Annotated in this window: 27 protein-coding genes; 15 read left to right on the forward strand and 12 right to left on the reverse strand. The window is 70.8% G+C overall.

The window, feature by feature from the left end:
- Positions 1-25: 25 nt before the first annotated feature.
- From ACIA6T_RS16560 to mce, 3 genes are all read right to left on the reverse strand, one after another.
- Positions 26-964 (reverse strand): cellulose-binding protein, encoded by a 939-nt coding sequence (locus tag ACIA6T_RS16560; RefSeq protein ID WP_399447185.1) that lies wholly within the window; start codon positions 962-964, stop codon positions 26-28.
- Positions 965-1,151: 187 nt separating this feature from the next.
- The gene (scy, locus tag ACIA6T_RS16565; RefSeq protein WP_399447186.1) at positions 1,152-5,030 is read right to left on the reverse strand and encodes a polarized growth protein Scy; all 3,879 of its coding nucleotides are present in this window, start codon (positions 5,028-5,030) and stop codon (positions 1,152-1,154) included.
- A 392-nt stretch (positions 5,031-5,422) separates the two neighbouring features.
- On the reverse strand, positions 5,423-5,863 hold the full coding sequence (gene mce / locus ACIA6T_RS16570; RefSeq protein WP_399447187.1) for a methylmalonyl-CoA epimerase: 441 nt from the start codon (positions 5,861-5,863) through the stop codon (positions 5,423-5,425).
- Between the two features lie 147 nt (positions 5,864-6,010).
- Here mce and ACIA6T_RS16575 point away from each other — a divergent pair, with 147 nt between their 5' ends.
- Together ACIA6T_RS16575 and meaB are read left to right on the forward strand one after the other, a co-directional pair.
- Positions 6,011-7,234, forward strand: a complete 1,224-nt coding sequence (locus ACIA6T_RS16575; protein ID WP_399447188.1) for an acetyl-CoA C-acetyltransferase — start codon at positions 6,011-6,013, stop codon at positions 7,232-7,234.
- 50 nt (positions 7,235-7,284) lie between these two features.
- On the forward strand, positions 7,285-8,250 hold the full coding sequence (meaB, locus tag ACIA6T_RS16580) for a methylmalonyl Co-A mutase-associated GTPase MeaB (RefSeq protein WP_399447189.1): 966 nt from the start codon (positions 7,285-7,287) through the stop codon (positions 8,248-8,250).
- A gap of 123 nt (positions 8,251-8,373) precedes the next feature.
- Here the strand turns inward: meaB and ACIA6T_RS16585 are convergent, their stop codons facing one another.
- On the reverse strand, positions 8,374-9,003 hold the full coding sequence (locus ACIA6T_RS16585; protein WP_399447190.1) for a PepSY domain-containing protein: 630 nt from the start codon (positions 9,001-9,003) through the stop codon (positions 8,374-8,376).
- 116 nt (positions 9,004-9,119) lie between these two features.
- Between ACIA6T_RS16585 and ACIA6T_RS16590 the strand changes: the two genes are divergently transcribed.
- Together ACIA6T_RS16590 and ACIA6T_RS16595 are read left to right on the forward strand one after the other, a co-directional pair.
- On the forward strand, positions 9,120-9,785 hold the full coding sequence (locus ACIA6T_RS16590; protein ID WP_399447191.1) for a response regulator transcription factor: 666 nt from the start codon (positions 9,120-9,122) through the stop codon (positions 9,783-9,785).
- Positions 9,782-11,203 (forward strand): sensor histidine kinase, encoded by a 1,422-nt coding sequence (locus ACIA6T_RS16595; RefSeq protein ID WP_399447192.1) that lies wholly within the window; start codon positions 9,782-9,784, stop codon positions 11,201-11,203. The genes ACIA6T_RS16590 and ACIA6T_RS16595 overlap by 4 nt, the downstream gene beginning before the upstream one ends.
- A 12-nt stretch (positions 11,204-11,215) precedes the next feature.
- On the opposite strand, the gene ACIA6T_RS16600 is transcribed toward ACIA6T_RS16595, so the two are convergent.
- From ACIA6T_RS16600 to ACIA6T_RS16615, 4 genes are all read right to left on the reverse strand, one after another.
- Positions 11,216-11,692, reverse strand: a complete 477-nt coding sequence (locus ACIA6T_RS16600) for a MarR family winged helix-turn-helix transcriptional regulator (RefSeq protein WP_399447193.1) — start codon at positions 11,690-11,692, stop codon at positions 11,216-11,218.
- 97 nt (positions 11,693-11,789) lie between these two features.
- Entirely contained in the window at positions 11,790-12,542 is a 753-nt protein-coding gene (locus ACIA6T_RS16605; protein ID WP_399447239.1) for an AIM24 family protein, read from the reverse strand.
- A gap of 20 nt (positions 12,543-12,562) precedes the next feature.
- Positions 12,563-13,213, reverse strand: a complete 651-nt coding sequence (locus ACIA6T_RS16610) for an AIM24 family protein (RefSeq protein ID WP_399447194.1) — start codon at positions 13,211-13,213, stop codon at positions 12,563-12,565.
- Between the two features lies 1 nt (position 13,214).
- Positions 13,215-13,847 (reverse strand): AIM24 family protein, encoded by a 633-nt coding sequence (locus ACIA6T_RS16615; RefSeq protein WP_399447240.1) that lies wholly within the window; start codon positions 13,845-13,847, stop codon positions 13,215-13,217.
- A 293-nt stretch (positions 13,848-14,140) separates the two neighbouring features.
- On the opposite strand from ACIA6T_RS16615, the gene ACIA6T_RS16620 reads away from it, so the two are divergent.
- A complete protein-coding gene (locus ACIA6T_RS16620; protein ID WP_383351596.1) occupies positions 14,141-14,485 on the forward strand; it encodes a DUF3817 domain-containing protein in 345 nt (114 codons plus the stop codon).
- Positions 14,482-14,775 (forward strand): MTH1187 family thiamine-binding protein, encoded by a 294-nt coding sequence (locus ACIA6T_RS16625; protein ID WP_383351593.1) that lies wholly within the window; start codon positions 14,482-14,484, stop codon positions 14,773-14,775. The genes ACIA6T_RS16620 and ACIA6T_RS16625 overlap by 4 nt, the downstream gene beginning before the upstream one ends.
- A gap of 88 nt (positions 14,776-14,863) precedes the next feature.
- Here the strand turns inward: ACIA6T_RS16625 and ACIA6T_RS16630 are convergent, their stop codons facing one another.
- Complete coding sequence (locus tag ACIA6T_RS16630) at positions 14,864-15,187, reverse strand: hypothetical protein (RefSeq protein ID WP_399447195.1); 324 nt, start codon at positions 15,185-15,187, stop codon at positions 14,864-14,866.
- 134 nt (positions 15,188-15,321) lie between these two features.
- Here ACIA6T_RS16630 and ACIA6T_RS16635 point away from each other — a divergent pair, with 134 nt between their 5' ends.
- Entirely contained in the window at positions 15,322-15,546 is a 225-nt protein-coding gene (locus ACIA6T_RS16635) for a GntR family transcriptional regulator (RefSeq protein ID WP_383351587.1), read from the forward strand.
- Between the two features lie 107 nt (positions 15,547-15,653).
- Positions 15,654-16,163, forward strand: a complete 510-nt coding sequence (locus ACIA6T_RS16640; RefSeq protein ID WP_399447196.1) for a MarR family winged helix-turn-helix transcriptional regulator — start codon at positions 15,654-15,656, stop codon at positions 16,161-16,163.
- A gap of 99 nt (positions 16,164-16,262) precedes the next feature.
- Here the strand turns inward: ACIA6T_RS16640 and ACIA6T_RS16645 are convergent, their stop codons facing one another.
- A complete protein-coding gene (locus tag ACIA6T_RS16645; protein ID WP_399447197.1) occupies positions 16,263-17,435 on the reverse strand; it encodes a helix-turn-helix domain-containing protein in 1,173 nt (390 codons plus the stop codon).
- A gap of 321 nt (positions 17,436-17,756) precedes the next feature.
- Between ACIA6T_RS16645 and ACIA6T_RS16650 the strand changes: the two genes are divergently transcribed.
- The 7 genes from ACIA6T_RS16650 to ACIA6T_RS16680 all read left to right on the forward strand — a co-directional run bounded on the left by ACIA6T_RS16650 (position 17,757) and on the right by ACIA6T_RS16680 (position 23,283).
- Positions 17,757-17,996, forward strand: coding sequence for a hypothetical protein (locus tag ACIA6T_RS16650; RefSeq protein WP_399447198.1), 240 nt, complete (start codon positions 17,757-17,759; stop codon positions 17,994-17,996).
- Between the two features lie 160 nt (positions 17,997-18,156).
- Positions 18,157-18,432, forward strand: a complete 276-nt coding sequence (gene tgmA, locus ACIA6T_RS16655; protein ID WP_399447199.1) for a putative ATP-grasp-modified RiPP — start codon at positions 18,157-18,159, stop codon at positions 18,430-18,432.
- A gap of 4 nt (positions 18,433-18,436) precedes the next feature.
- Positions 18,437-19,414, forward strand: coding sequence for an MvdC/MvdD family ATP grasp protein (locus ACIA6T_RS16660; RefSeq protein WP_399447200.1), 978 nt, complete (start codon positions 18,437-18,439; stop codon positions 19,412-19,414).
- The gene (locus ACIA6T_RS16665; protein ID WP_399447201.1) at positions 19,411-20,517 is read left to right on the forward strand and encodes a protein-L-isoaspartate(D-aspartate) O-methyltransferase; all 1,107 of its coding nucleotides are present in this window, start codon (positions 19,411-19,413) and stop codon (positions 20,515-20,517) included. The genes ACIA6T_RS16660 and ACIA6T_RS16665 overlap by 4 nt, the downstream gene beginning before the upstream one ends.
- 109 nt (positions 20,518-20,626) lie before the next feature.
- Positions 20,627-21,100 carry a hypothetical protein gene (locus tag ACIA6T_RS16670; protein WP_399447202.1) on the forward strand — a complete coding sequence of 158 codons (474 nt, stop codon included), beginning with the start codon at positions 20,627-20,629 and terminating at the stop codon, positions 21,098-21,100.
- A gap of 59 nt (positions 21,101-21,159) precedes the next feature.
- Positions 21,160-21,498 (forward strand): DUF3817 domain-containing protein, encoded by a 339-nt coding sequence (locus tag ACIA6T_RS16675; RefSeq protein WP_399447203.1) that lies wholly within the window; start codon positions 21,160-21,162, stop codon positions 21,496-21,498.
- An 84-nt stretch (positions 21,499-21,582) separates the two neighbouring features.
- The gene (locus ACIA6T_RS16680; protein WP_399447204.1) at positions 21,583-23,283 is read left to right on the forward strand and encodes a methylmalonyl-CoA mutase; all 1,701 of its coding nucleotides are present in this window, start codon (positions 21,583-21,585) and stop codon (positions 23,281-23,283) included.
- 198 nt (positions 23,284-23,481) lie between these two features.
- Here the strand turns inward: ACIA6T_RS16680 and ACIA6T_RS16685 are convergent, their stop codons facing one another.
- Positions 23,482-24,834: a YncE family protein gene (locus tag ACIA6T_RS16685; RefSeq protein ID WP_399447205.1), complete on the reverse strand. Its 1,353-nt coding sequence runs from the start codon at positions 24,832-24,834 to the stop codon at positions 23,482-23,484.
- Between the two features lie 406 nt (positions 24,835-25,240).
- Complete coding sequence (locus ACIA6T_RS16690) at positions 25,241-25,675, reverse strand: VOC family protein (protein WP_399447206.1); 435 nt, start codon at positions 25,673-25,675, stop codon at positions 25,241-25,243.
- Positions 25,676-25,718: the final 43 nt, after the last annotated feature.

Here is a 25,718-nt window from a genome sequence, read left to right on the forward strand (position 1 = left end):
CTTCGCCGGTATGCGTCGGTCGCCGTTACCGGGACTGCTGGGCCGGAACCCCGCGGGAGATCGGCTCGTCCTCGGTGGAGGGCGCGCCGGTCGCCGCCACCGCGGCACCGGTGAGCGTCGCCAGCATCTCGCGCACGTTCGTCAGCTGGGCGTTGATCGAGTCGCGGCGGTTGGTCAGCGCCGCGAGCTCACGCTCGGATTCCGAACGGATCCGGTCGGCCTTGGCGTTGGCGTCGGCCACGATGTCCTCCGCCTGACGCTGGGCCGTCTCCACCGTCTGGCGGGCACGGCGCTCGGCGTCGGTGCGCAGCTTCTCGGCCTCCAGGCGGAGCTGCTCCGCGCGGTGCTCGATCTCCGCGAGGCGCTTCTCGGCCTTCTGCTGGCGCGAGGCCAGGTCGCGCTCGGACTGCTCACGCCGCTTGGCGAGGTTCGTCTCGAAGTCGGCGGCGGCCTGCGCGGCCTTGGCGCGGGTCTCCTCGAAGAGGGCGTCCGCCTCCTCCCGCTTGGACTGCGCGTCCTTCTGCGCCTCGGAACGCAGCTGGGAGGCGTCGCCCTGGGCCTTCTCGACGATCCGCGCGCCCTCGTCCTCCGCCTTCGACTTGCGCTCGGCGGCGTACGACTCCGCGTCGTTGCGCACCTGCTGGGCGGCCGACTCGGCGAGCTCGCGGTGCTGCTCCGCCGCGCGCCGGGCCTCCTCGCGCAGGTCCTTCGCCTCCTCCTCGGCGAGGCGGAGGATCTTCTCCACACGCGCGCCGAGACCGGCGTACGACGGCTCGGCGTCGTTGACCTGGGCCTGGGCGTTCTGCGTCTCGAGGTGGAGCTCTTCGATGCGCTTTTCCAGAGCGGTGATGCGGGCGAGAGCGCTGTCACGGTCGGAGACGAGCTTGGAGATACGTTCGTCCACCTGAGCGCGGTCGTATCCACGCCGCACAAGCTCGAAGCCGTAGGGGGAAGTGTCGCTCATGGGGTTCCTGTCGAATGAGACCGGTGAGGTGATAGGTGGAATCCTAGGGGCCGAAGCGCTGTGTCATCGAGCGGATGCACGTTTGATACGGAGAATGACACCCCTTTTGAGTGGCTCGCCGTCGGAATGCTTGCCAAAAGCATGATCAAAGCCCTCACTCTACAAGGGACTTCGTCCGCTTTGCCGGCTATTCCGCCGACTTGCCGCCCGTACGGGTACCACCCGCGGCGGCCCCCGCCTTGACCCCGTTGTCCTTCGCGCCTCCCGGCGCCTCGAAGGACTCCAGCGCCTCCAGCACGTCCTGCACGCGGGAGATCTCCGCGTTGATGTCCTCGCGGCGCCGCACCAGCACCTCCAGCTCGCGCTTGCCCTCCTCGACGGTGCGCCGCGCCTCCCGGACCGCCTCGGCCTTCAGCTCCTCGGCCTCCTTCACCAGGCTGGCCTTCTTCTGCTCCGCCTCCTTCAGCAGGCCCTCGGCCTTCTTCACGGCGGCGATCCGCACCTTGCCGGCCTCGGAGTTGGCCTCGGAGACGATCTCCTTGGCCTTCGCCTCCGCCTTGGCGAGCTGCTCCTCGGCGGCCTTGATGAGCGCGTCGCAGCGGTCGCCCGTCGACTTCATCGTCTCCGCCGCCTCACGGCGGGCCCGCTCGTGCAGCTCCTCGATCTCACTGGTGAGCCGGTCGCGCAGCTCCTCCGCGCGCTCCCTGATCTGGGTGGCGTCCCGGCGCGCGCCGATCAGCAGCTCGTCCGCGTCCGCACGGGCCTTCTCCACCCGGGTGTTGCCCTCGACGGTCGCCTCGGCGACCAGCCGGTCGGCCTCGCTGCGGGCCGCGCCGACCATCGTGTCCGCCTGCGACTCGGCCTCCGCCGTCGTCTTCAGCGCCTGCTGCTGCGCCTCGGTGAGCAGCTTGTCCGCCTCGGCGGTGGTCTCCGTGATGAGCGTGTCCACCTGCTCGGCCGCCTCGGAGCGCCGCTTGTTGGCGTCCTTGCGGGCCTCGTCCAGCGTCCGCTCCGCCTCCTCGCGCGCGGCGGACACCACCCGCTCGGCCTCCGACTCCGCGTCGGACCTGACCCGCTCGGCCTCCTGGCGCATCCGCTCCGCGTGCGCCTGCGCCGACCCGACCGTCTCCGCGGCCCCGGCCCGCAGCCGCTCCGCGTCCCCGGTGGCGTCCGCGATCAGCTTCTCCGCCTTGGACACCGACTCCGACCGCACCCGCTCGGCCTCGGCGACCGTCTCCATGCGCAGCCGGTCGGTCTCCGCGAGGGTGTCGTCGGTGAGCCGCTCCGCCTCACTGCGGGCCTCGGTGATGAGGGTGTCCGCCTGCGTCGCCGCGTCCGAACGGATCCGGTTGGCGTCCTCACGGGCGTCCGCCCGGGTGCGCGCGGCGGCCTGCTCCGCCTCGGCGATCGCGTCCGACGCCTCCGTACGCACCCGCTGGGCGTGCTCGGACACATCCGTACGGATCCGGTCGGCCTCCGTGATGGCCTCGGACACCGTCCGCTCGGCCAGCGCCTTCGCGGCCTCCGTCTCCTCCTGCGCCTCGCGCCGCAGCCGGCCCGCGTCCTCGCTCGCCCGCTCCCGCTCCGCGTAGGCGTCGGAGCGGACCCGGTCCGCCTCCTCCTCGGCCTCGCGACGCGTCCGCTCCGCCACGTGCTCGGCGGCGGACCGCAGCCCGGCGATCTCCTCCTGCGCCTGCTCGTGCAGCCCCGCCACGGAGTCCCGCACCTGCTGGGCGTGGAGCTCGGCCGCCGACACCATCTCGGTGGCACGCCGGTCGGCCTCCTCGACCAGCCGTACGGCCTCGGCCTGCGCCTCCTCCACACGGGTGCGCGCCGACGCCAGCAGCTCCTCGCTCTGCTCGCGGGCCCGCTCGCGCTCCTGGTCGGCCTCCTGCCGGGCCGCGCCGAGGAGTTCCTCGGCCTCGCGGCGGCGCCGGGCGGCCTCCTCCTGCGCGGCGGCCAGCGTCTCCGAGGCCTCCGCGGAGATCCGCTCGGCGGCGGCCTGCGCCTCCGCGCGCATCCGGTCGGCGCTGTCCTGCGCCTCCGACTTCAGCCGCTCCGCCTCGGCCGCGGCCTCCGACCGCAGCCGCACGGCGACGGACTCGCCCTCCGCGCGGGACGCCGACGCGTCCGCGGCGGCCTCGTCACGCAGCCGCTCGGCCTCCGCCTCCGCCTGCTGCCGCAGCGTCCGGATCCGCTCGGCGGCCTCCGCGCGCAGCCGCTCGCTCTCCTCGGACGCCTCCCGGCGGATCCGGCCGGCCTCCTCACGCGCGTCGCTCAGCGCCTGCTCGGCCGACGCGAGCCGCTCCTCGGCCTCCGTGTGCAGCCGCGTCAGCTCCCCGGCGGCCTCCGCGCGGCGCGCCTCCACGGCCCGCTCGGTCTCCTCGCGCAGCTCGCGCGCGGCCCGCTCGGCGTCCTCCCTGAGCGCGTCGGCCTGCTCGACGACCTCCGCGCGGTGCCGCTCGGCCTCCTGACGGGTGCGTTCCAGCGTCTCCTCGGCCTGCCGGCGCAGTGTCGTGGCGCGCTCGATGGCCTCGGTGCGGACCTTCTCGCTGTCGCCCTGTGCGGTGGAGCGCAGTTCGTCGGCGTCCGCCTTCGCCTTGGCGAGCAGCTCCTCGGCGGACTTCGCCGCCTCCTCGATCTGCGCCACGGCCTCCTTGCGGGCCTCCGCGCGGATCTTCTCGCCCTCGGCGACCGCGTCGGCGCGCAGCTGCTCGGCCTCGCCGCGCAGCCGGCGGGCCTCCTCCTGCAGCTCGACCGTCTTGGCGCGGTACTCCTTGGTGTCGTCCTTCGCCGCGCCCTTGAGCTGCTCGGCGATGTCGTGCGCCTCGGCGCGCAGCCGGTCCGCCTCGGCCTCGGCCTCGCTGCGGATCCGCTCGGCCTCCTCGGCCGCCGCCCTGGTGGTCCGCTTGGCCTCCTCGGACGCCTTGTTGAGCACGTCCTCGGCGGTCCTGGCCGCCTTGGAGAGCTGGGTGGCGGTCTCCTCGGCGGTGAGCGCGCGGGCCTTCTCGGAGGCCTCGGCGACGATCTTCTCGGCCTCCGCGCGGGCGTCCGCGACCAGCTGCTCGGCGTCCGCCTTGGTGGCCTCCGCCTCCTTGGTGGCCTCGCTGACCAGCCGCGCCACCTGCTCCTTGGCGGTGCGCGTACGGGTCTCGTTGGCGGACTCGGCGGAGGAGAGCGCCTTGGAGGCGGCCTCCTTCGCCTCGGCGAGCACCTTCTCCGCCTCCGCGCGGGCCTCGCGCAGCGCGGAGTCCGCCTGGGACATCCGCTCCTCGGCGGCCCTGCTGAGCTCCTGCGCCGCACGGCGCGCGGACTCCGACTCGCTGGCCGTGGACGTCCGCAGCTGCTCGGCGTGGTCGGTGGCCTCCTGGGCCTGCGTCGAGGCCGCGTTCAGCAGCCGTTCCGCGTCCGCGCGGGCCCGGCGCAGGATCTGCTCCGCCTCCGCGCGGGCCGACTCCGCCTCGCTCCGCAGCCGCTGCCGCGCCTCGGCCGTCAGCCGCTCCGCCTCCGCGCGGGCGGCGGCCATCGCCTGCTCGGTCTCCGCGCGGGACTCGTCGAGGAGCCGGCGGGCCTGCTGCTCGGTGCGGGCGCGCAACTGCTCCGCCCACGCCACGTTCTCGTTGACGTGCGACTCGACGGTCTGCCGGCGCTCCGCCAGCTCCTGGTCGAGCTGCTGGCGCCGCGTCACCGCCTCCTGGTGCAGCTCCGCCTGGAGCCGGGCCGCCTGCTCCGCGTGCTCCTGGAGGATCCGCTGGGTCTGCGCCCGCGCCTGGCTCAGCTCCCGCTCGGCGTCCGCGCGGAGCTGGTCGGCCTGCACCTGCGCGTTGCGCAGCAACTGCTCGGCCTGGTAGCCGATGTCACCGCCGTCGTACGCGGGCCGGGACATGATGGTGCGCCGCGCCTCGTGCAGCTTGGCGCGCAGCACCTCGACCTGGTAGCCGAGGTCCTCGGCGTGCTGGATCGCCTTTTCCCGCTCGGTCTTCAGCCGCTTCATCTCGGCTTCGAACCGAGAGAGGTGGTCGACGTCAGCCGCCGGCTCTCGCTCCTGGCTCTCGTAGCCCCGCACTGCGCGGTCCCATCCGTCCCCTGGTCGCAAGTCTGGCCGAGCTCCGTCCATCCGCCGAACGGGGCCCCCGGGGAATGGTGTCAGATCAACGGCGGAGCATGGGCTGCCGCCCCGCGCTCGCCCCCCGAAACCCGGACCCCGGCGATCCCGCCGCCGAAGACGACGGGACATCGGTCCTTTCGTTTGGATCAGGCCGGGCTCGCGGACCCTGGCACGCACCTCTGCGGCGTCGTCGTCGGTCGCCAACGCTCCGCGTTGACTTCCTCCTCCGCCTTGCAGTTGCACGCACCAGGCCCCGCTCCCTGATCCGGCCTGATCCAAACGAAAGGACCATGGTCACCACGCATCGAGCGGCGACCGGACCCAACCCTACCGGCCCTTATGTACGTGGGTCAGTGCCCGGACGACTCAACGGGCGCCGAAGTGACCAGTTCTGTCAGTACGCCATGGCAGTCCTTGGGGTGCAGGAAGGTGATTCGTGACCCCATGGAGCCGCGCCGGGGCTCTTCGTACAGAACGCGTACGCCCTTGTCCTTGATGTCCGCGGCCTCCGCGTCCACATCCGCCGTACCGAAAGCGATGTGGTGGACGCCCTCGCCGTTCTTCGCCAGCCACTTGGCGACGGTGGAGTCCTCCCGGGTCGGCTCCAGGAGCTGCAGGTAGGAGGCCCCGCCGTCGGAGGTGTCGTTGATCCTGAGCATGGCCTCGCGCACGCCCTGCTCCTCGTTGACCTCGGAGTGGAACACCTCGAAGCCGTACGTGGACCGGTAGAACTCGACAGTCCTGTCGAGGTCGAAACAGGCGATCCCGATGTGGTCGATTCGCGTCAGCATGGATTCAGTGCAGCGCTCCCGCGATGGTTACGCAACGTGCGCGCGATCACACCGAAAGGGCGATGACGTGGTCCACCGCACGTCAGTACATTCGAAGTAAACCCTCGTTCACTCCTCGGCTGTGCAGCCGGAAGGGGATCGCAGCTCATGTCTTCCGAAACTTCCGCACCATCCGCAACGAACGGCACGACCTCCGTCATCGTCGCGGGCGCCCGCACCCCCATGGGTCGGCTGCTCGGCTCGCTCAAGTCCTTCTCCGGAGCCGACCTCGGCGGCTTCGCGATCAAGGCCGCCCTCGACCGTGCGGGGATCGGCGGCGACCAGGTCCAGTACGTGATCATGGGCCAGGTGCTCCAGGCCGGGGCGGGGCAGATCCCGGCCCGCCAGGCCGCCGTCAAGGCCGGCATCCCGATGAACGTCCCGGCGCTCACCGTCAACAAGGTGTGCCTCTCCGGCCTCGACGCCATCGCGCTCGCGGACCAGCTGATCCGCGCCGGCGAGTTCGACGTGATCGTCGCCGGCGGCCAGGAGTCCATGACCAACGCCCCGCACCTGCTCCCGAAGTCCCGCGAGGGCTTCAAGTACGGCGCGGTGCAGATGCTCGACGCCATGGCGTACGACGGTCTGACCGACTCCTTCGAGAACATCGCCATGGGCGAGTCCACGGAGAAGCACAACACCCGCCTCGGCATCGCCCGCCCCGAGCAGGACGAGATCGCCGCCCTGTCCCACCAGCGGGCCGCCGCCGCGCAGAAGAACGGCGTCTACGAGGCCGAGATCACCCCGGTCGAGATCCCGCAGCGCAAGGGCGACCCGGTCCTGTTCAGCAAGGACGAGGGCATCCGCGGCGACACCACGGTCGAGTCGCTCGGCAAGCTGCGCCCGGCCTTCTCGAAGGACGGCACGATCACCGCGGGCACCTCCTCGCAGATCTCGGACGGCGCGGCGGCCGTGGTCGTGATGAGCAAGGCCAAGGCGCAGGAGCTGGGCCTGGACTGGATCGCCGAGATCGGCGCCCACGGCAACGTGGCCGGTCCGGACAACTCCCTCCAGTCGCAGCCGTCCAACGCGATCAGGCACGCCCTGAAGAAGGAGGGCCTGGAGGTTTCCGACCTCGACCTCATCGAGATCAACGAGGCCTTCGCGGCGGTCGCCGTGCAGTCAATGAAGGACCTGGACGTTTCCATCGAAAAGGTGAACGTCAACGGCGGCGCCATCGCGCTGGGTCACCCGATCGGGATGTCCGGCGCCCGGCTCGTACTGCACCTGGCGCTGGAGCTGAAGCGGCGCGGCGGCGGTGTCGGCGCGGCGGCGCTGTGCGGTGGTGGCGGCCAGGGTGACGCGCTGATCGTGCGGGTCCCCAAGGCCTGAGCCGGGGTTCCTCGCAGGTTGCTGATTTCCCTCTCGTGAACGGAGCTGTGATGCAGGACGTCTCCTCGCTGGTCGCCCAGGCCAGGGAAGGCAGGCCACGGGCCGTGGCCCGGCTGATCTCCCTGGTGGAGGGGGCGTCCCCGCAGCTCAGGGAGGTCATGGCGGCCCTGGCGCCGCTGACCGGGAACGCGTACGTGGTCGGCCTGACCGGCTCCCCGGGCGTGGGCAAGTCCACCTCGACCTCGGCCCTGGTGACCGCGTACCGCAAACAGGGCAAGCGGGTCGGCGTCCTCGCGGTGGACCCCTCCTCGCCCTTCTCCGGCGGTGCCCTGCTCGGCGACCGCGTCCGCATGTCGGAGCACGCCTCCGACCCGGGCGTCTACATCCGCTCGATGGCCACGCGAGGCCACCTGGGCGGCCTCGCGTGGTCGGCCCCCCAGGCCATCCGCGTCCTGGACGCGGCCGGCTGCGACGTGATCCTGGTCGAGACGGTGGGCGTAGGACAGTCGGAGGTGGAGATCGCCTCCCAGGCCGACACGTCGGTGGTGCTCCTGGCCCCCGGCATGGGCGACGGCATCCAGGCGGCCAAGGCCGGAATCCTGGAGATCGGCGACGTCTACGTCGTCAACAAGGCCGACCGCGACGGCGCCGACGCCACCGCCCGCGAGCTGAACCACATGCTCGGCCTCGGCGAGTCCCGGGCCCCCGGCGACTGGCGCCCCCCGATCGTGAAGACGGTCGCCGCGCGGGGCGAGGGCGTCGACGAGGTCGTCGAGGCCCTGGAGAAGCACCGTGCCTGGATGGAGGAGGGGGGCGTCCTGACGGAGCGCCGCCTGGCCCGCGCCTCCCGCGAGGTCGAGACCATCGCGGTGACGGCCCTGCGCGAACGCATCGGCGACCTCCACGGCGACCGCCGCCTGGACGCGCTGGCGGAACGCATCATCGCGGGTGAGCTGGACCCGTACCGAGCGGCGGACGAACTGGTGGAGGGCCTGACCACTACCGGTCCCAACTAGCCCGTCCGGCGTCAACCAGTCCGTCCGGCATCAACTAGCCCGTCCGGCGTTTGAGGACAAAGGGGGGCCTGGGGGCACAGCCCCCAGGGACGGGACGGGAAGGGGCGGCGGGGGCGAAAACGATCAGTCGTCGTCCGAGTCGCCCCCGCCGTCGCCCCGGTCGGCCGTGACCTTGCCGCTGCCCAGGTCGACCCGCCAGTCCCGCTCGCCCCCGCCGGAGGCGCGGCTCTCGGTCTCCCACCCCTTGTCATCGTCGTCGTCCAGCTCCACCGACGTCACCGTCCCCTTGGCGGCAGCCGCCTTCGCGGCCTCCTCGGCCGTCACCGACGCGCCCTTCAGCGCGGCCCGCACCTCGGCGGTGTCGTCCTCGTCGTCCTCCTGGGCGCCCAGGACCTTGCCGCTGCCCGGGTCGACGCGCACGCTGTGCCAGTCGTCCCCCTTGCCGAGGACGTCGACCTCCCAGGCCCCGTCGTCCAGCTCGGCGGAGACGGCCGTGCCCGGCGTGTGCTTCAGCGCGGCGGCGATGGCGTCGGCGGCGGTCACGTCACCGGAGACGGCACGCTCGTCGCGGTCGTCACCCCGGTCGTCGTCACGATCGTCGTCGTCCCGCCCGTCGTCGGCCCCCGCCCGGTTATCCGTCTGCGCCACCGACGCCGCCCCGTCGTCGTCCCCCGAGACCGCGAGGGCCGTCGCCGTACCGCCCCCGACCAGGGCCGCGGCCGTGACGACGGCGATCACGATGTTGCGCTTCATGCTGGTTCCTCCCGAGCTGCTCTGTTTTCGACGTCCTCAATCTCGCTGACCGACGCTGAGAGGAACCTGAAACCTCCTGAAGGGATCTTCAGGTTCCCTTTGCGACCCTTGACCCCATGCGTCTGTTGATCGTGGAGGACGAGAAGCGGCTGGCCCTGTCGCTCGCCAAGGGCCTGACCGCCGAGGGCTACGCCGTGGACGTCGTCCACGACGGCCGGGAGGGCCTGCACCGGGCCACGGAGGTGACGTACGACCTCCTCGTCCTCGACATCATGCTGCCCGGCCTGAACGGCTACCGCGTCTGCGCCGCCCTGCGCGCCGCGGGCCACGACGTGCCGATCCTGATGCTCACGGCGAAGGACGGCGAGTACGACGAGGCCGAGGGCCTCGACACCGGCGCCGACGACTACCTCACCAAGCCGTTCTCGTACGTCGTCCTCGTCGCCAGGATCAAGGCGCTGCTGCGCCGCCGGCCGGCCGGCGGGGCCTCCCCGGTCCATGTGCACGGCGACCTCAGGGTGGACACCGCCGCCCGCCGGGTCTTCCTGGGCGAGGACGAAGTGACCCTGACCGCGAAGGAGTTCTCGGTCCTCGAACACCTGGTGCTGCGGGCCGGCGAGGTGGTCTCCAAGGCCGACATCCTCGAACACGTCTGGGACTTCGCCTACGAGGGCGACCCCAACATCGTCGAGGTCTACATCAGCGCCCTGCGCCGCAAACTGCGCGCCGGTCTCATCCGCACCGTGCGCGGCGCCGGTTACCGCCTGGAGACGGCGCCGTGAGCCGGCTGTTCGGTTCGGTCCGCGCACGGGCGACGCTCGGCGCCACCCTCGTGGTCGCGGTCGCCCTCGTCGCGGCCGGCACCGCCGTACTGCTGTCGCTGCGCTCCAACCTGATCGGCGAGGCCGGCACCCGGGCGGAGCAGTCCGCGCGGGCGGTCGCCTCCGAACTCGCCGCCCGGACCCCGTACGACAGACTGTCGGGGCTGGACGGCGAGGACCGCCCGGTGCAGATCGTCGACGAGGACGGACGGCTGGTCGCGGCGAGCGAGGACCTGGAGCGGATCACCGGCACCGCGACGACCGACGTGACGCCGCGGTCGCCGAAGCCGGACGATGACGACGACGATGACTCCGGCGACGACTCGGACGACTCCGGCGAGTCCCTCGCCCCGGGCCAGGTCGCCGACGAGACCACCTTCACCAACGGCTCCGCCACCATCGACGGTGACACCGAGGACTACCGTTTCGCCGCCCTGGAGGTGGAGACCTCCGACCGGGGCCGCCTCACCGTCCACGCGGGTGCCCCGCTCGCCGCCGAGCACAGCGCCGTGAGCACCACGCTGACCGGGATGCTCATCGGCCTGCCCGTCCTGCTCGGCGTGGTCGCCGGTGTGACCTGGCTGGTCACCGGCCGGGCGTTGCGCCCGGTGGCGGGCATCCGGAGCGAGATGGCGGCGATCACCGCCTCCGAGGACCTCGCCCGCCGCGTCCCCGAACCGGCGACCCACGACGAGATCGCCCGCCTCGCCCGCACCACCAACGAGACACTGGCCGCGCTGGAGGCGTCCGTGGAGCGGCAGCGGAGGTTCGTCGCCGACGCCTCGCACGAGCTGCGCAGCCCGATCGCGTCCCTGCGCACCCAGTTGGAGGTGGCCGCCGCCCACCCCGGGCTGCTGGACCTGGACGGCGCCGTCGAGGACACCGTGCGGCTCCAGCACCTCGCCGCCGACCTGCTGCTGCTCGCCCGGCTTGACGCGGGGGAGCGGCCCGCCGACGCCCGGGTCGACCTGTCCGCACTGGCCCGCGAGGAGGCCGCGGGCCGTACGGGAGTGACGGTGGACGCGGAACCGGCGGAGGTCACCGGATCCCGGGGGCAACTGGCGCGCGTGCTCGCCAATCTGCTGGACAACGGCCGGCGGCACGCCCGCGAGCGGGTCACCGTGACCGTACGGCGGGAGGGCGACCGGGCGGTCCTGGCGGTGGCCGACGACGGCGAGGGTGTGGCCGAGGCCGACCGGGAGCGGATCTTCGAGCGGTTCGTACGGCTGGACGCCGCCCGCAGCCGCGACGACGGTGGCGCGGGGCTGGGCCTGGCGATCGCGCGGGACGTCGCCGTACGGCACGGCGGGACGCTCACGGCGTCCGCGGCGCCGACCGGCGGAGCCGTCTTCGAACTCCGCCTGCCGCTCGCCCGCTGAGCCCGGGGACCGTCAGTGACGCCCCCGCTGCCCCCGCAGATGCTCGGCGATGGGCTTGAGGGCCTTGTCGAGCTCGGTGAGGGCCTCGGGGGCGAGCAGGTCGATGAAGTGCCGGCGCACGGACGCCACATGATGCGGCGCGACCTTCCGCATGGTCTCCATGCCGTGGTCGGTGAGGACCGCGTACAGCCCGCGGCGGTCGGACTCGCAGTTCTCCCGCCGGACCAGGTCCGCGTTCTCCATGCGGGTGATCTGGTGCGAGAGGCGGCTCTTGGACTGCATGGTGGCGGAGGCGAGGTCGCTCATCCGCATCCGCCGGTCCTCCGACTCGGACAGGTTCACCAGGATCTCGTAGTCGTTCATCGTCAGGCCGAACGGCTGCAGATCCTTCTCGAGCTGGTACGTCAACAGCCTGTTGACCTCCAGGTGGGTGCGCCAGGCGCACTGCTCCGCATTGGTCAGCCAGCGGGTGGCCGTCTCGGTCTCCATGAATGAAGTCTACCTAAGGAAGTTGAATGGTGAACTAATAAGGCTTCCGTGTGACACCGTGCGCAGACGTTCGATGTCACACCCCGCACACTACCGCTCACAGCCCGAAGCGACGCTGGAGGTCTCCCAGCTGTCCGGGAAGGCGCGGTGTGCCCGCCCCCTGCCCGTGGCCGCCCGTGACCCCGCCCCCGGGCACTCCCGGCTCGTCGGGGGTCACTCCCGTGGACTGCTCCGCCATCAACGTCTCGGACGACTGGAGCAGCACCGTGCCCGCCCCCACGAACTCGAACTGGTGCTCCTCGCCGGAGGCCCCGCCCAGGCCCGTCATCGCACGTAGACCGCCCATCAGGCCGGTCATGTAGCCATGGTCGTAGTGGTGGCACGGGGAGGGGCAGTCCGCCCATCCGACCAGCGCCTGCGGATCCACCCGGATGGGGGGCTCCATGAACACCACCGGACCGTTGGAGGCGGCCACGAACTTCCCGGTTCCGATCAGCGTCAGAAAACCCGGCACGATCGACTGCTTGAGCGCGAGACTTGGCTGAAAAGCGAGAAGGTTGCCCGAGCGAATGGTCAGGTTGCCGTCGTCCAAGTCGTACGAATTCACGTCGAAGGCCCGGTCGGCGAGGAGCATCTTGCCCGAGCCCTCCGCCACGACCCAGTCGCTCGCGTGCAGTGGCGAATGGAACGACGTACGGACGAGTCGGTCGAGCCGCCCGTGCCCGATCCCGTTGAACTCGATCGAACCGTAGTAGGCGATCATCTTCCCCTTCTGCATGAACCACTGGGTGCCCTTGAGCTCCACGCAGAAGGTGTAGTGATCGACGTTGTCGTCGGACGGCAGCGTCATCGGGTCGTGCACAGTGCCGTTCAAAGCTTCTCCTCCGACGCCTGGACGTACACGGCACCGCTGCCGCTCAGCTCCAACTGGAACGCCTCGCCGGAACCCCGGCCCACCATGTCCCGCCAGCCGAGGGCGGTCGACAGCTTGTTGCGGACGTCGCCGTGGTGGGCGACGTAGGCCTGCGGGTCGACGTGCACCGGCCGCTGCGGGGTGATCGGGACCTCGATGACCCCTCCGTGAGCCATCACGGCGACGGAGCCGTGCCCCTTGAGCGAGGTCGTGAACAGCCCCTGCCCGGAGACCTGCCCCCGGACCATGCCCATCACCCCGCCCTGGGCGCCGAGGAACACCGTGCCCTGCTCCAGGGTGCCCTCGAAGGCCAGCAACCGGTCGGCCTCGACGTACAGCGTGTCCCCGGCGAGGTCGATCACCTGGATGTGGTGGCCGCCGTGCCCGAACAGGACGGTGCCGCTGCCCTCGACGGTCATCAGCGGCGTGTCCTCGTTCGCCACCCGCCGCCCGATCATCGACATCACCCCGCCCTGACCGCCGGCCGTGTTCGGGGCGAAGCCGACCTCCCCCTTGTACGCGAGCATCGCGCCGCGCTGACTGAACAGCCGCTGCCCCGGCGACACGGTCGCCTCGATCATCTTCGAGTTGATCTCACGGAAGCCCATGTCACACATCCCCCGCGATCGTGTTCCGCTCACTGGGCTGCACGTAGACCAGCCCGTCGCCCTCGAACCGGATCTGGAAGGCCTCGCCGCCGCCCTCGCCCATCAGCGTGCGGAAGGTCACACCCGACTGGAAGGACTGCCGCAGGTTCCCCTGGTGGGCAACATAGGCGCCGGGGTCGACCGTCAGCGGGTACTGCGGGCTGACCCGGAGCAGCACCGCCGGCCCGTCCGACAGGAGCGCCGCCTGGCCGTGCCCCTCGACCGTCGTCGTGAACAGCCCGTTGCCCTGCGAGGCCCCGCGCATCCCCGTGAAACTCGTCCCCGTGCGCAGCCCCCCGTCCGTCGCCAGCAGATTGCTGGACTCCACGTACAGCTTGTCGCCCCGCAGACCCACCAGATTGATCTCGGAGGCCCGGTCCGCGAAAAAGCAGGTCCCGTGCCCCTTCACCTCCATCAGCGTCATCTGCTCGCCCGTGAGCCTGCGGGTCACCATCCCCCTCAGCCCCTCACCGCCACCGCTGAGCTTCTTGAAGGCCATCTCACCGTCGTACGCGACCATGGAGCCGTTCTTCGCCTTCACGGCGTCCCCGGTCATGTCGACGGCGAGCACCTTGCTGCTCTGAAGTCGGAACATCGCCACGCCTGCGACGGTAGCCGCACCTTCGCCCCCGCCGACAGATCCCGAGGGTGGAGTCGCACCCGTACGGGGTGTGCGGTCCCGCCTCGGCGGAACGATTGGAGCGTTTCTCCCGACGAAACACCGCATAAGCGACGTCAAGCCGGGAGGAACGCTCCCATCACCGAATGTTCGACGGGCCCCCTCCGGTGATCACGGACGGCGTTTGCCACAATGGCGGGACGCTTGTGCGTGCGTTCACAAGCCGTCCGACCCGTCAACGCCGACGTCTCTCCCACCGAAGGTGACCCGTGGACATCAAGACCGCCTCCGCCCTCCGCCGCCTCCGCCTGGTCTCGGGCCCCGAAGCGATCTCGTTCCTGCTGCTGCTCGTCTGCTCGGTCCTGAAGCGGACGACCGACTTCAACGCCGTCCCGGTGATGGGCGCGGTCCACGGCTTCCTCTTCGTCCTCTACGTGCTCTTCTGGGCCGACGCCTGGAACCGCGCCAAGTGGTCGCTGGGGACCGCCGCCTTCTACTTCCTGATGTCGGTCCTGCCCACCGGCGGCTTCTTCGCCGACCGCCGCCTCAAGCGCGAGGCCGAGGACGCGGTGATCGCCTCCCGCGCCCGTAACGAGGGCGTGGTGAACGCGTGATCGTCGCCTTCTCGGTGACACCGCTGGGCGTCGGCGAGGACGTGGGGGAGTACGTCGCCGACGCCGTTCGGGTGGTCCGCGAATCCGGCCTGCCGAACCGCACCGACGCGATGTTCACCTCGATCGAGGGTGAGTGGGACGAGGTCATGGACGTGGTGAAGCGCGCCGTGGCCGCGGTGGAGGCACGCGCGCCGCGCGTCTCCCTGGTCCTCAAGGCGGACATCCGCCCGGGTGTGGAGGACGGTCTCACGTCCAAGGTGGAGACCGTCGAGCGGCATCTGGCCGAGTAGCCGTGCGGGGTGGACGGTGTCCACCCGAGGCCCGGTGGAGGTACCGGACTCTCCGGTACCTCCACCGGGCCTTTTCCTGCGCCCGCCGTTATCGGCCGGACTCGTCTGCCTGCCCACCACCTGACGGCTCAGGGCCGCTCAGCCCCAGCCGCTCACCGCGCAGGACCGCGACCAGGACCGCTTCCTCGACGGAGTGCGCGACGAAGCGCAGGGCGGTCCTCAGTTCCGGCCGGGTCGCCCCGGTGTCGTCGGCCAGGCCCCGTGCCCGAGCGGCGTCGGCTCGTGCCGTCTCGATCAGTTCGGCCTCCAGCACGTCGGCCAGTCGGTTGACGATTCCGTCGCCCTGCGGGACGAACACGGGTCGATCGTCCTCTCGCCAGGGCAGGCGTCGAAGCTGGGTAGTGTCGTGCATGTCGTCGCTCCTTAGTAGCGTCGGCCACGCCCCGGGGCCGTTCGCGCGGTCGCCGGGGTACTTACGGTGACGACCTTACGCGGTTACGCGCTTACGCGGTAGCTCGTATTCGCATTCCCGCAGACGCTGGAGGCATGGACCTCGATCGCGCCGTTCCCGTCTGGCCCCAGGTGGCCGCAGACCTCCGTCGACGTCTGGACGCTGGCGAGTGGGAACCTGGTGAACGCTTCCCGGGTACGGTCACGCTGGCGGCGGAGTACGGGGTGACACAGTCGACGGTTCAGAAGGCCGTTGTCGCCCTCCGGGAGGAGGGGCGCCTGCGCACGGTTCTGGGGGCGGGGAGTTACGTCCTGCGCTGATGGTCGTCCACGCCACGGCGAACGGTCTCGCCGGGTCGTCGTACGCGGAGATACCGATGAGTGAGACGGGGCTGACCGACATATGACCGGCCGGTAGGGTCTGGTCCGTGCCGAAGCCGCTCAGTCTCTCGTTCGATCCCATCGCCCGCGCCGACGAGCTCTGGAAGCAGCGCTGGGGAAACGTGCCGTCGATGGCCGCGATCACCTCGATCATGCGGGCGCAGCAGATCCTGCTGGCCGAGGTGGACGCGGTGGTCAAGCCGTACGGGCTCACGTTCGCGCGGTACGAGGCGCTGGTGCTGCTGACCTTCTCCAAGTCGGGCGAGCTGCCGATGTCCAAGATCGGCGAGCGGCTCATGGTGCACCCCACGTCGGTGACGAACACCGTGGACCGCCTGGTGCGCTCGGGCCTGGTCGCGAAGCGCCCCAACCCCAACGACGGCCGCGGCACCCTCGCGACCATCACCGACAAGGGCCGCGAGGTGGTCGAGTCGGCCACCCGCGACCTGATGGCCATGGACTTCGGCCTGGGCGCCTACGACGCCGAGGAGTGCGGCGAACTCTTCGCGATGCTCCGCCCGCTGCGGCTGGCGGCGGGGGACTTCGCGGAGGAGTGAGGGCCGATGCCACGGCGCGGCAGCAACGTTCAGAGGCGCAGCCTCTTCACCATGACGGCGTACAGCGGCGAGCCGGCGAACGGCTGCTGCTGACCCCTCCTACAGGGAGATCCCCGCCCGCTTCGCCAGCGCGGACACCTTCGGGTTGCTCCGCTTGTGCAGCGATACCAGCACCCGGCTCAGTTCCTGGAAGGTCGGGTGCACTTTCGCCATCTGAGGCGTCGCCTTCCACGCGTCGGCGAGAGAGTCCACCGCCCCGTCGCGGTCCCCGAGCGCCAGCTTCGACCGGGCCACGTTCATGTGCAGCGGTCCGATACGCGTCGCGGGCAGCGTGGGGCCCTCTCGTAGGTACCTCTCCCCGGCCTCCAGAGCGTCCGCGTGCCGGTTCAGGTCCGCGTTGGTCGCCACCACGTGCGTCGCGGTGTTCTCCGGCCCGAAGTGCATGCCGTTGACGTTCACATCGGTGTCGATGACCTCGGCCGCCTTCAGTGCCGCCACGATGTGCCGCTGCGCGGTCTTCTTGTCCGCCAGTCGGCCGGCGAGCGTCATCCCCCGCAGATGCAGCAGCCCGAGCCCGAGGCTGCGGGCCCGGCCCGACAGCGTCGACTCGACCTCCACCACCGCCCGGTCGACCACGGCAAGGCCGCCCGCGAAATCCCCTCCGTTGAGGAACGTACCGGCCTCGTCCCGGGCCGCGACGGCGCGGGTCAACGCGTTCGCCCGCTCCGCCGCCTGCCGCTGCTTGACCACCGCCAGTTCCGCCAGCGTCATCCAGCGGTGCCGCGCGGCGAGCCAGTAGACCGTGCTGTAGACGTCGGCCACCCGCGCCCAGTGCTCCGGCAGGCCCGTCGCGTGTGCGTGGTCCTGCGCCCGACGCAGCAGACCGGGCAACCGCTGCGTCACCCCGGCCAGATCGGCGTCGCCGCGGAGCTGGAAGAGTTCCGCCAGGCCCTGCTCAAGGAGTTCGGCGCGCACCGGCTCGTCCGTGGGCAGATCGAAGCGCCGTATGACATTCCGCAGTTCCTTCAGCCGGTCCTCCTCGCCCGGGGCAACCGGGCTCTGGCCGAGCAGCTCGTCGAGCGTGATCCCGAAAGCGTTCGACAATGCCGCGCCCATGCCCTGGGTCAGCGGGCGCTCACCCCGCTCGATCTTGCCGAGCATGGACTTCGACATGCCTGCCCTGGCGGCCAGATGGTCTTGCAGCCAGCCGCGCTGCACGCGCAGGACCTTGACGTTGGCACCCGGCCCAGGCGTGGTGCTCTCTGCGCTCATACGTGATGTCTTCCCAGTCGGATGTTCCGCCCCTCATGTTCTCAGCCACGAGTACCCATGCGGCGCTCTTGTGCACTTCCTGTGCGCCTTCGCTCACTCAGTGTGTCGTTGACTGATTACAGACAGCGAACAACGGAACGTCCGCGAGCTGAGGACTGACATGATGACCATGGCGGTGTACCGGGTGACTCCGGACGGCAAGAGGATCGTGATCCGCGAGGAGCACGAAGTGACGCCGATCAAGATGATCCCGCTCGTCGACAACTGGCCGCCCTGCAGGTGTCCTCGGCACCGTCTCCACGGTCTTGCCGCCGCATCCCGATGAGCACTCCCGGACGCATCGCGTGTGACGCCCCCACTTCCGAGGGCCGCCGACTGCGGGACAGCCCCTGGGTCACCGGCACGTGCTGGCTGTACTGCCGGCGCTCGAACGTCACCGTGGCCTGGATCGGTCCCGTCGTCTCCTCCGGGGCGCAGGCCCCGCTCTACGGCTGCGCGATGTGCATCGCCGAACTGGACCACATGGTGTGGCAGTACTGCGCCGCGAGGGATCGCGCCTGAACACCCGACTCCCGTCTCCCTGCACAACCGATCCGATGGCTCCCCGACGGAAGATCGCGCCAGGGAGGCGGGGTACCACCCCGCCCCGGTGACCCCACTCGCGCCGTCACCGGGGCGGGCCGCACGACGACATCCACACTCATTCAAGGAGGCAGTCCTTATGGCCACGACTCTCGTACCCCTCGGCGCCCAAGCGCCGGCACCCACCTACACCGTCACCATCGACCCCAGCTCGTTCCACTATGACGAGGACCGCCAGCTCAACGTCACCCCCGACGGCGGACTGTGGGCCATGGAGCCCATCGCGGCCTCCTCCACCGCCACCAACAACGACTCCAACGGGCCGGCGGACGAGACGAAGGACCCGTACCTGTTCGAGGAGCCCGACCCCGGGCAGGCGCCGGCCGCGCACGGTCTGATGAAGGCCGCGAGGTAACACAGTGACCACACCGCGCGGGCATGTCCTTGTTGTCGCCGAGCAACTCGATCCCACCGCCGACCTGGTGGTTCACGCACTCACCGAGAGCGGAACGCCTGTACTGCGGTTCGATCTGGCCGAGTTCCCCCAGCAGGTCGCTTTGGTCGCCGAGCACAGGGCCACAGCGCCCGGATGGATCGGAAGCCTGGAGACCAGCCGGCGCGCGGTGCGGTTCCAGGAGGTCCGAGCCGTCTACTACGGGCGGCCCGGCCTCCCGGTCCTCTCTCCCAAGGTCGATGACGCCTACCGCGCATGGGCGTTGTCCCAGGCCCTGATCGGCATGGTGCAGGTCCTCACCTCGCTACCGGTCACCTGGATGAACCACCCGGACGTCTACCGGGCCGGCGCCCACAAGCCGGGCCAACTCACCACCGCCACCGTGTGCGGCCTGCGCGTACCCCGCTCTTTCATCGGCAACGACCTCGCCGCCGCACGCACATGGGGTGAAAACGTCGGTGGTCCGCTCGCGTGCAAGCCCATCGCCGCGGCCTCTCTCGACCTCGTCGGCCGGCCGCCGCTGATGATCCCCACCCGCCGCCTCCACGTCAGCGACCTCGACGAGTCCCTGGAACTGACCGCCCACTATCTCCAGGAGTGGGTGCCCAAGGCGTACGAGGTACGCCTCACCGTCGTCGGGAGCCGCATGTTCCCCGTCGCCATCCACTCCAGAAGCGAACGGGGACGCGCCGACTGGCGCAGCGACTACGACGCCCTGGAGTACGAGCCCGTCGGTATCCCCGAAGATGTCGCCCGGCGAGTGCGACGTTTCATGAACTTCTACCAAATGAACTACGGGGCCTTCGACTTCGCCGTACGCCCGGACGGCGAATGGGTCTTCTACGAGTGCAACCCGGCCGGCCAGTGGCAGTTCATCGCCCAGGCCACCGGGCTGCCCATCGCGGAGGCGCACGCCTCCCTCCTGCGAGGAGCGATCAGTTGAGCCACCCGGACACCCCTGCCGTCCAAGCCCTGCGGCAGGACATGACCCAGCGGCTCGCCGACGGTGGTCACCTCCACGATCCCGCCTGGTACAGGGCGGTCGCCGAGACGCCCCGTCACGTGTTCGTCCCCGTCTTCCACCGCCAGGTGAACAGTGAGTGGGCCGTCGTCACGGCCGACGACGATGGATACTTCGACGCGGTCTACAGCGACCGCGCACTGACGACGCAGGTGTCCGAAGGCATGGCCACCTCCTCCTCGTCCCAGCCCAGCCTCATGCTCCAGATGCTCGAGGCACTCGGTGTCGAGGACGGCGACGCGATCGGGGAGGTCGCCACTGGAACCGGCTACAACGCTGCTCTGATCTGTCACCGGTCAGGCGACAAGAACCTGGTCACCGTGGAGGTCGACGCCAACCTCACTCGTCTGGCCAAGGCCCGTCTCGGTGAGGCCGGCTACCACCCGACAGTGCGGGCAGCGGACGCCCGTGTCGGCTTCCCGGCCGACACCCCGTTGGACCGGCTGGTCGTCACCTGCGGCTTCGACGCCTTCCCCTACGCCCTGGCACGCGGTGTCCGGCCCGGGGGCGTCATCGTCTGCCCCCTCGGCTGGGGCAACGCTCGCATGACCGTCGGCGGGGACGGCACCCTCCTGGGACGCTTCCTGGCCGGTGGCTCCTACTTCATGAAGGCCCGCGACGAGAACAGCACGGGCGGCGTCCCCTACCCGGGGCAGCCTGACAACCCCACTCACCGGCACGCCGTCTTCGACCTTCGTGACCTCAGCGGTGAGGGTTTCCGCTTCATGCACTCCCTCGTCGTGGGCGAGGTCGGGGAAGCCCAGGAGGCGAGTGGCGGCATCGTCACCGGCCACCGCATGTGGACCAGCGACGGATCGTGGGCGCACGTCGAAGACGGCACGGTCCACCAGAGCGGTCCCCGCAAGTTGTGGGACACCGCGGAACGCGCATACGAGTGGTTCGAGTCCCACGGGTACCCCGTGCGCGAACGCTTCGGCGTGACCGTCACCCCCGAAGGCCAGACGTACTGGCTCGACGAACCCGGCCAGGAACTGCCACAGGAATGGCTCAGCCACCGGCCGTGATCCTGCTGGGCCCGCGCTGTGCGCCGTACCCTCACGACCAGCGCGCCGCCCGAGGTGGTGCGCGACTTCGACGAGCGCCTGCACGGCGCCCATCTGTAGGAGGACAGGCATGCGGGTGGGGATCACCGGTCACCGTGGACTCGGCGTGGACGTGGAGCGGCGCGTGCGGGAGATGCTCGTCGAGGCGGTGAGCGCCTATGACGCCGCCGAGCTGGTCGGCGTTTCGTGCATCGCGGACGGCCCCGACGCCTGGTTCGCCGAAGCCGTGGTGAAGCACGGCGGCCGTCTTGAGGTGATCATTCCGGCGGCCGGGTACCGCGATGCCCTCCCGGAGTGGCACCACGCCACCTATGACGCCCTGCTGGGGCAGGCGTCCGACGTCCACGAGACCGGCATGGACGAGTCGACGTCCGAGGCGCACATGGCGGGCTCGAAGATCCTCGTGGGCCTGTCCGACGAACTCCTCGCGGTGTGGGACGGCAAGCCTGCCTGGGGCTTCGGCGGCACCGCGGACGCGGTCTCGTACGCGGAGCGGGGCGGCACCCCGGTACGGATCCTGTGGCCGGAGGGCGCCACCCGCTGACTTCGAGGGGGGCCTACCCCTGCCAAGATCTCCCGGAACGGGCCGTTACGCTCGTGTCCATGAAGAAGAGCGTGCTGACCCGCTACCGGATCATGGCCTACGTCACCGGTGTCCTCCTCGTCGCGCTGACTTTCGGCATGATCGGCAAGTACGCGCTCGACATGGGCGGGGCGGCCGACTTCACGCAGGTGGTCAGCATCGCCCACGGATGGCTGTACGTCGTCTACCTGATCTTCGCCTTCGACCTCGGTTCCAAGGCGAAGTGGCCGGTCAAGAAGCAGCTGTGGGTGCTGCTCGCCGGGACCGTCCCCACCGCCGCGTTCTTCGTGGAGCGCAGGATCAGCCGCGAGCTGGAGGGCGAGGTCACCGGGGAAGCCCCTGCGGTCGCCAAGGCGTAACGTTTCGCATCCCACCGCCGTACGGAGCAGTGTGCGGCGGTCTCCCATCGACATTTACTAGGACGTCCTAGTAAATTCGAGGGTATGGACGCTGACGCCATCGAGGAGGGCCGCCGACGCTGGCAGGCCCGGTACGACGCCGCTCGCAAGCGCGACGCGGATTTCACCACGCTCTCCGGCGATCCCGTGGAGCCGGTGTACGGGCCCCGGACCGGGGACAGCTACGAGGGGTTCGAGCGGATCGGCTGGCCGGGGGAGTACCCGTTCACCCGCGGGCTGTATCCGACCGGCTACCGGGGGCGTACGTGGACCATCCGGCAGTTCGCCGGGTTCGGCAACGCCGAGCAGACCAACGAGCGGTACAAGATGATCCTCGGCAACGGCGGGGGCGGGCTCTCCGTCGCCTTCGACATGCCGACGCTCATGGGCCGCGACTCCGACGACCCGCGCTCCCTGGGCGAGGTCGGGCACTGCGGGGTGGCGGTCGACTCGGCCGCCGACATGGAGGTCCTGTTCCGGGACATCCCGCTCGGGGACGTGACGACCTCCATGACGATCAGCGGGCCCGCCGTGCCCGTCTTCTGCATGTACCTCGTCGCCGCCGAGCGCCAGGGCGTCGACCCCGGCGTGCTCAACGGCACGCTGCAGACGGACATCTTCAAGGAGTACATCGCGCAGAAGGAGTGGCTCTTCCAGCCCGAGCCCCATCTGCGCCTCATCGGTGACCTGATGGAGCACTGTGCGGCCGGCATCCCCGCCTACAAGCCGTTGTCGGTCTCCGGGTACCACATCCGCGAGGCCGGGGCGACGGCCGCGCAGGAGCTGGCGTACACGCTCGCGGACGGCTTCGGGTACGTGGAGCTGGGGCTCAGCCGCGGGCTCGACGTGGACGTGTTCGCGCCCGGGCTCTCCTTCTTCTTCGACGCGCACGTCGACTTCTTCGAGGAGATCGCCAAGTTCCGCGCGGCCAGGCGGATCTGGGCGCGCTGGATGCGGGACGTCTACGGCGCGAAGAGCGACAAGGCGCAGTGGCTGCGCTTCCACACCCAGACCGCCGGTGTCTCGCTGACCGCGCAGCAGCCGTACAACAACGTCGTACGGACCGCCGTGGAGGCCCTGGCCGCCGTGCTCGGCGGGACCAACTCCCTCCACACCAACGCCCTCGACGAGACCCTCGCACTGCCCAGCGAGCAGGCCGCCGAGATCGCCCTGCGCACCCAGCAGGTGCTGATGGAGGAGACCGGCGTCGGCAACGTCGCCGACCCGCTGGGCGGTTCCTGGTACGTCGAGCAGCTCACCGACCGCATCGAGGCGGACGCCGAGAAGATCTTCGAGCAGATCAAGGAGCGGGGCCTGCGGGCCCACCCGGACGGGCGGCACCCGATCGGGCCGATCACCTCCGGCATCCTGCGCGGCATCGAGGACGGCTGGTTCACCGGCGAGATCGCCGAGTCGGCGTTCCGCTACCAGCAGGCGCTGGAGAAGGGCGACAAGCGGGTCGTCGGCGTCAACGTCCACACCGGGTCCGTCACCGGAGACCTGGAGATCCTGCGCGTCAGCCACGAGGTGGAGCGCGAGCAGGTGCGGCTCCTCGGCGAGCGCAAGGCCGCCCGCGACGACGCCGAGGTGCGCGGCGCGCTCGACGCCATGATCGCCGCCGCGCGCTCCGGCGCCAACATGATCGAGCCGATGCTCGACGCCGTACGCGCGGAGGCGACGCTCGGCGAGATCTGCGGTGTCCTGCGCGACGAGTGGGGTGTGTACACGGAGCCCGCCGGCTTCTAGACCCGACGCCACTCGGTAGGGGCGGCGGGAGCGTCCGCCGGCGCGACCGCCTCCGCCGTCGTGCCGCCCGGGACGCGCCGTCGGTCAGAGGTGTTCCGGGTGTGGAGCCGGTGTCCTGCGCCGAGACCGCGCAGAGGGGGATCGCCGTGGTCCGGAATCCTGATCCGGGCCACGGCGACGTCCGTGCTGGAGGCCGCGTCAGTAGCGGGTGATCTCCACGGTCACCTCGGCGGAGGCCGCGGTGTGCCAGGGGTCACCGGCGTACGTCACGCCGTACCTCACCTGACCGGTCCTGCGCGGCGTGTCGGTCACGGCGAAGGTACCGTCGGCCGCCACGGTGACGGTGCCCAGCGAGGTGCCTTCCGGAGCGGCGGCGTCGTAGCGCTTCACCGCGACGGTGGTGCCGGGAGCGAAGCCGGCCGCCGGAGCCAGGGTGCCGGTGACGGTCAGTTGCCGGTACCACCTGCTGGTCGGGGGCGCCTGGAGGGCAAGGGTGGTCTGCACGGTGGTGGCGACCTGCCGCGCGTGGAACCGGAGTCCCATGACGCCGGTCTGCTGTGTCACGGCGAAGACCCGGCTCCCGTCCGGCGCCCAGGCCAGCCCCTCCTCCACCAGCCTCTCGGTGTCACCGCCCAGCTCGACCGTGGTCAGCGGAGCGGGAGCGCCCGGCGCGTAGAAGGACAGGTCCGGCGCGGCGGCGCTGTTGTTGGAGGTTCCTCCGGTCACCGTGCCGTCGGGTGCGACGGCGACGGCCAGGGGAGAGGGCGAAGCCGCGGGGGCTCCCTGGTCCGAGAGGTCGTCGAGGCGGAAGGTCTGGTAGCCGGGCGAGATGAGGGCGGCCACGACGACGCTCCGGCCGTCGGGTGTCACGTCCAGGTCCCGCAGACCGTTCATCTCGGTCCCGGAGAAGACCCGTCGGGCGGTCACATCGGGCGATCCGCTGCCCACGTCGTACACCGTGAGGGTGTTGACGTTGGGGTTGCCCGTGCCGGCCACCAGCACGTCGGGGTCGGCGGGGGAGGCGACGAGCTCCGCCCCCCAGTCCAGTGAAGCGTCCAGACCGAGCTCGATCACCGGCTCGGCACCGGACACGTCGACCGACCCGAGGTCCCCGCCGGAGCCGTACCCGAACCACAGCCTCCCGCCCGCGAAGGCCAGGCTCCACGGGGCGGTGTCCTCGCCCACGAAGTACCGTGCGGTCTCCGTCAGTGTCGTGGTGTCGTACGCGACGATGGTGTCGATGTCCCGCGCGGCCACGTAGAGGGTCCGGGAGTCGGGCGAGAGGGCCAGCCCGCCGGCGCCCGGCAGGCCGCCCAGCCAGGTGCTGTTCCCGCCGTCGTAGTCCGTCACCACGACCCGGCCGTCCGCTCCCGCGGGCATGCTGAGGAAGACCCGCTGGTTGCTCCCGTCGACCTCCATGTCGGCGAGGGAGTACAACGGCAGCGGCACGCCGCCCGCCGCGAACGCCGGGGCGGCTCCCGGAACGGTCAGCAGCAGCGAACCGAGGGCTGCGGTGAGCGTGGTGCCCAGCGCCCGTCTGAGTATGCGCAAGGTAGTGCCCTTCTGTGTCCCATGCATCACGTCGGCACACCGGTTGGACGACCGGAGGGGACGGCGTAGGGCGCCGCCCGCGAGGATTCTGCGGCGCGGAGCCCCTTGGATCACGGCGGCGCACCGGTCGGACGACCGGAGAGGAGGGCGCGCGGCGCCGCCCGTCGGGATTCCGCGGCGCGGAGCCGGGAACTCGGAACTCCGTATCCGCGGCTCGACGCGCGTCCCCGACCGGTTCCGCGCGTGCCGCGGTGACCGCCCCGCACGGCGGGGCGGTACGGAACCCGTGACCGGTGCCGACGAGCGGCGAGCGGGTCACCCGGCCGGCCTCCGCCCCACCGGTCACGGCCCGCCGACCGGGGTACCGCAGCGGGGAGACGGCTCCTCATCTCGCCCCGGGAGACGCTCAGTCGAGACAGAACTCGTTGCCTTCGATGTCCCGCATCACGATGCACGACTCGTTGTCCTCGTCGGCGTACAGCGTGCGTTCGTGTACCGCGCCGAGCGCGACCAGCCGTGCGCACTCGGCTTCGAGCGTGGCGAGGCGCTCCTCACCCACGAGCCCGGTACCGGCCCGCACGTCGAGGTGCACCCGGTTCTTGACGACCTTGCCTTCGGGGACGCGCTGGAAGAGCAGCCGCGGGCCCACACCTGAGGGATCGACGCACGCGAACCACACGACCTGATGGCCGGACGGCAGCGAGCGGTGGTAATCGTCCCAAGTGGCGAACCCCTCCGGCGGAGGCGGTACGACGTACCCCAACACCTCGCACCAGAAACGGGCGAGGCGCTCGGGTTCAGCGCAGTCGAAGGTGACCTGGAACTTCTTGACCGATGCCATCGGGGCACCGTAGCAAGGGCTTTGCCACTCGTTTCCCGGTGGG

The organism is Streptomyces sp. NPDC051740, from assembly GCF_044453165.1.
GTDB lineage: Bacteria > Actinomycetota > Actinomycetes > Streptomycetales > Streptomycetaceae > Streptomyces > Streptomyces atrovirens.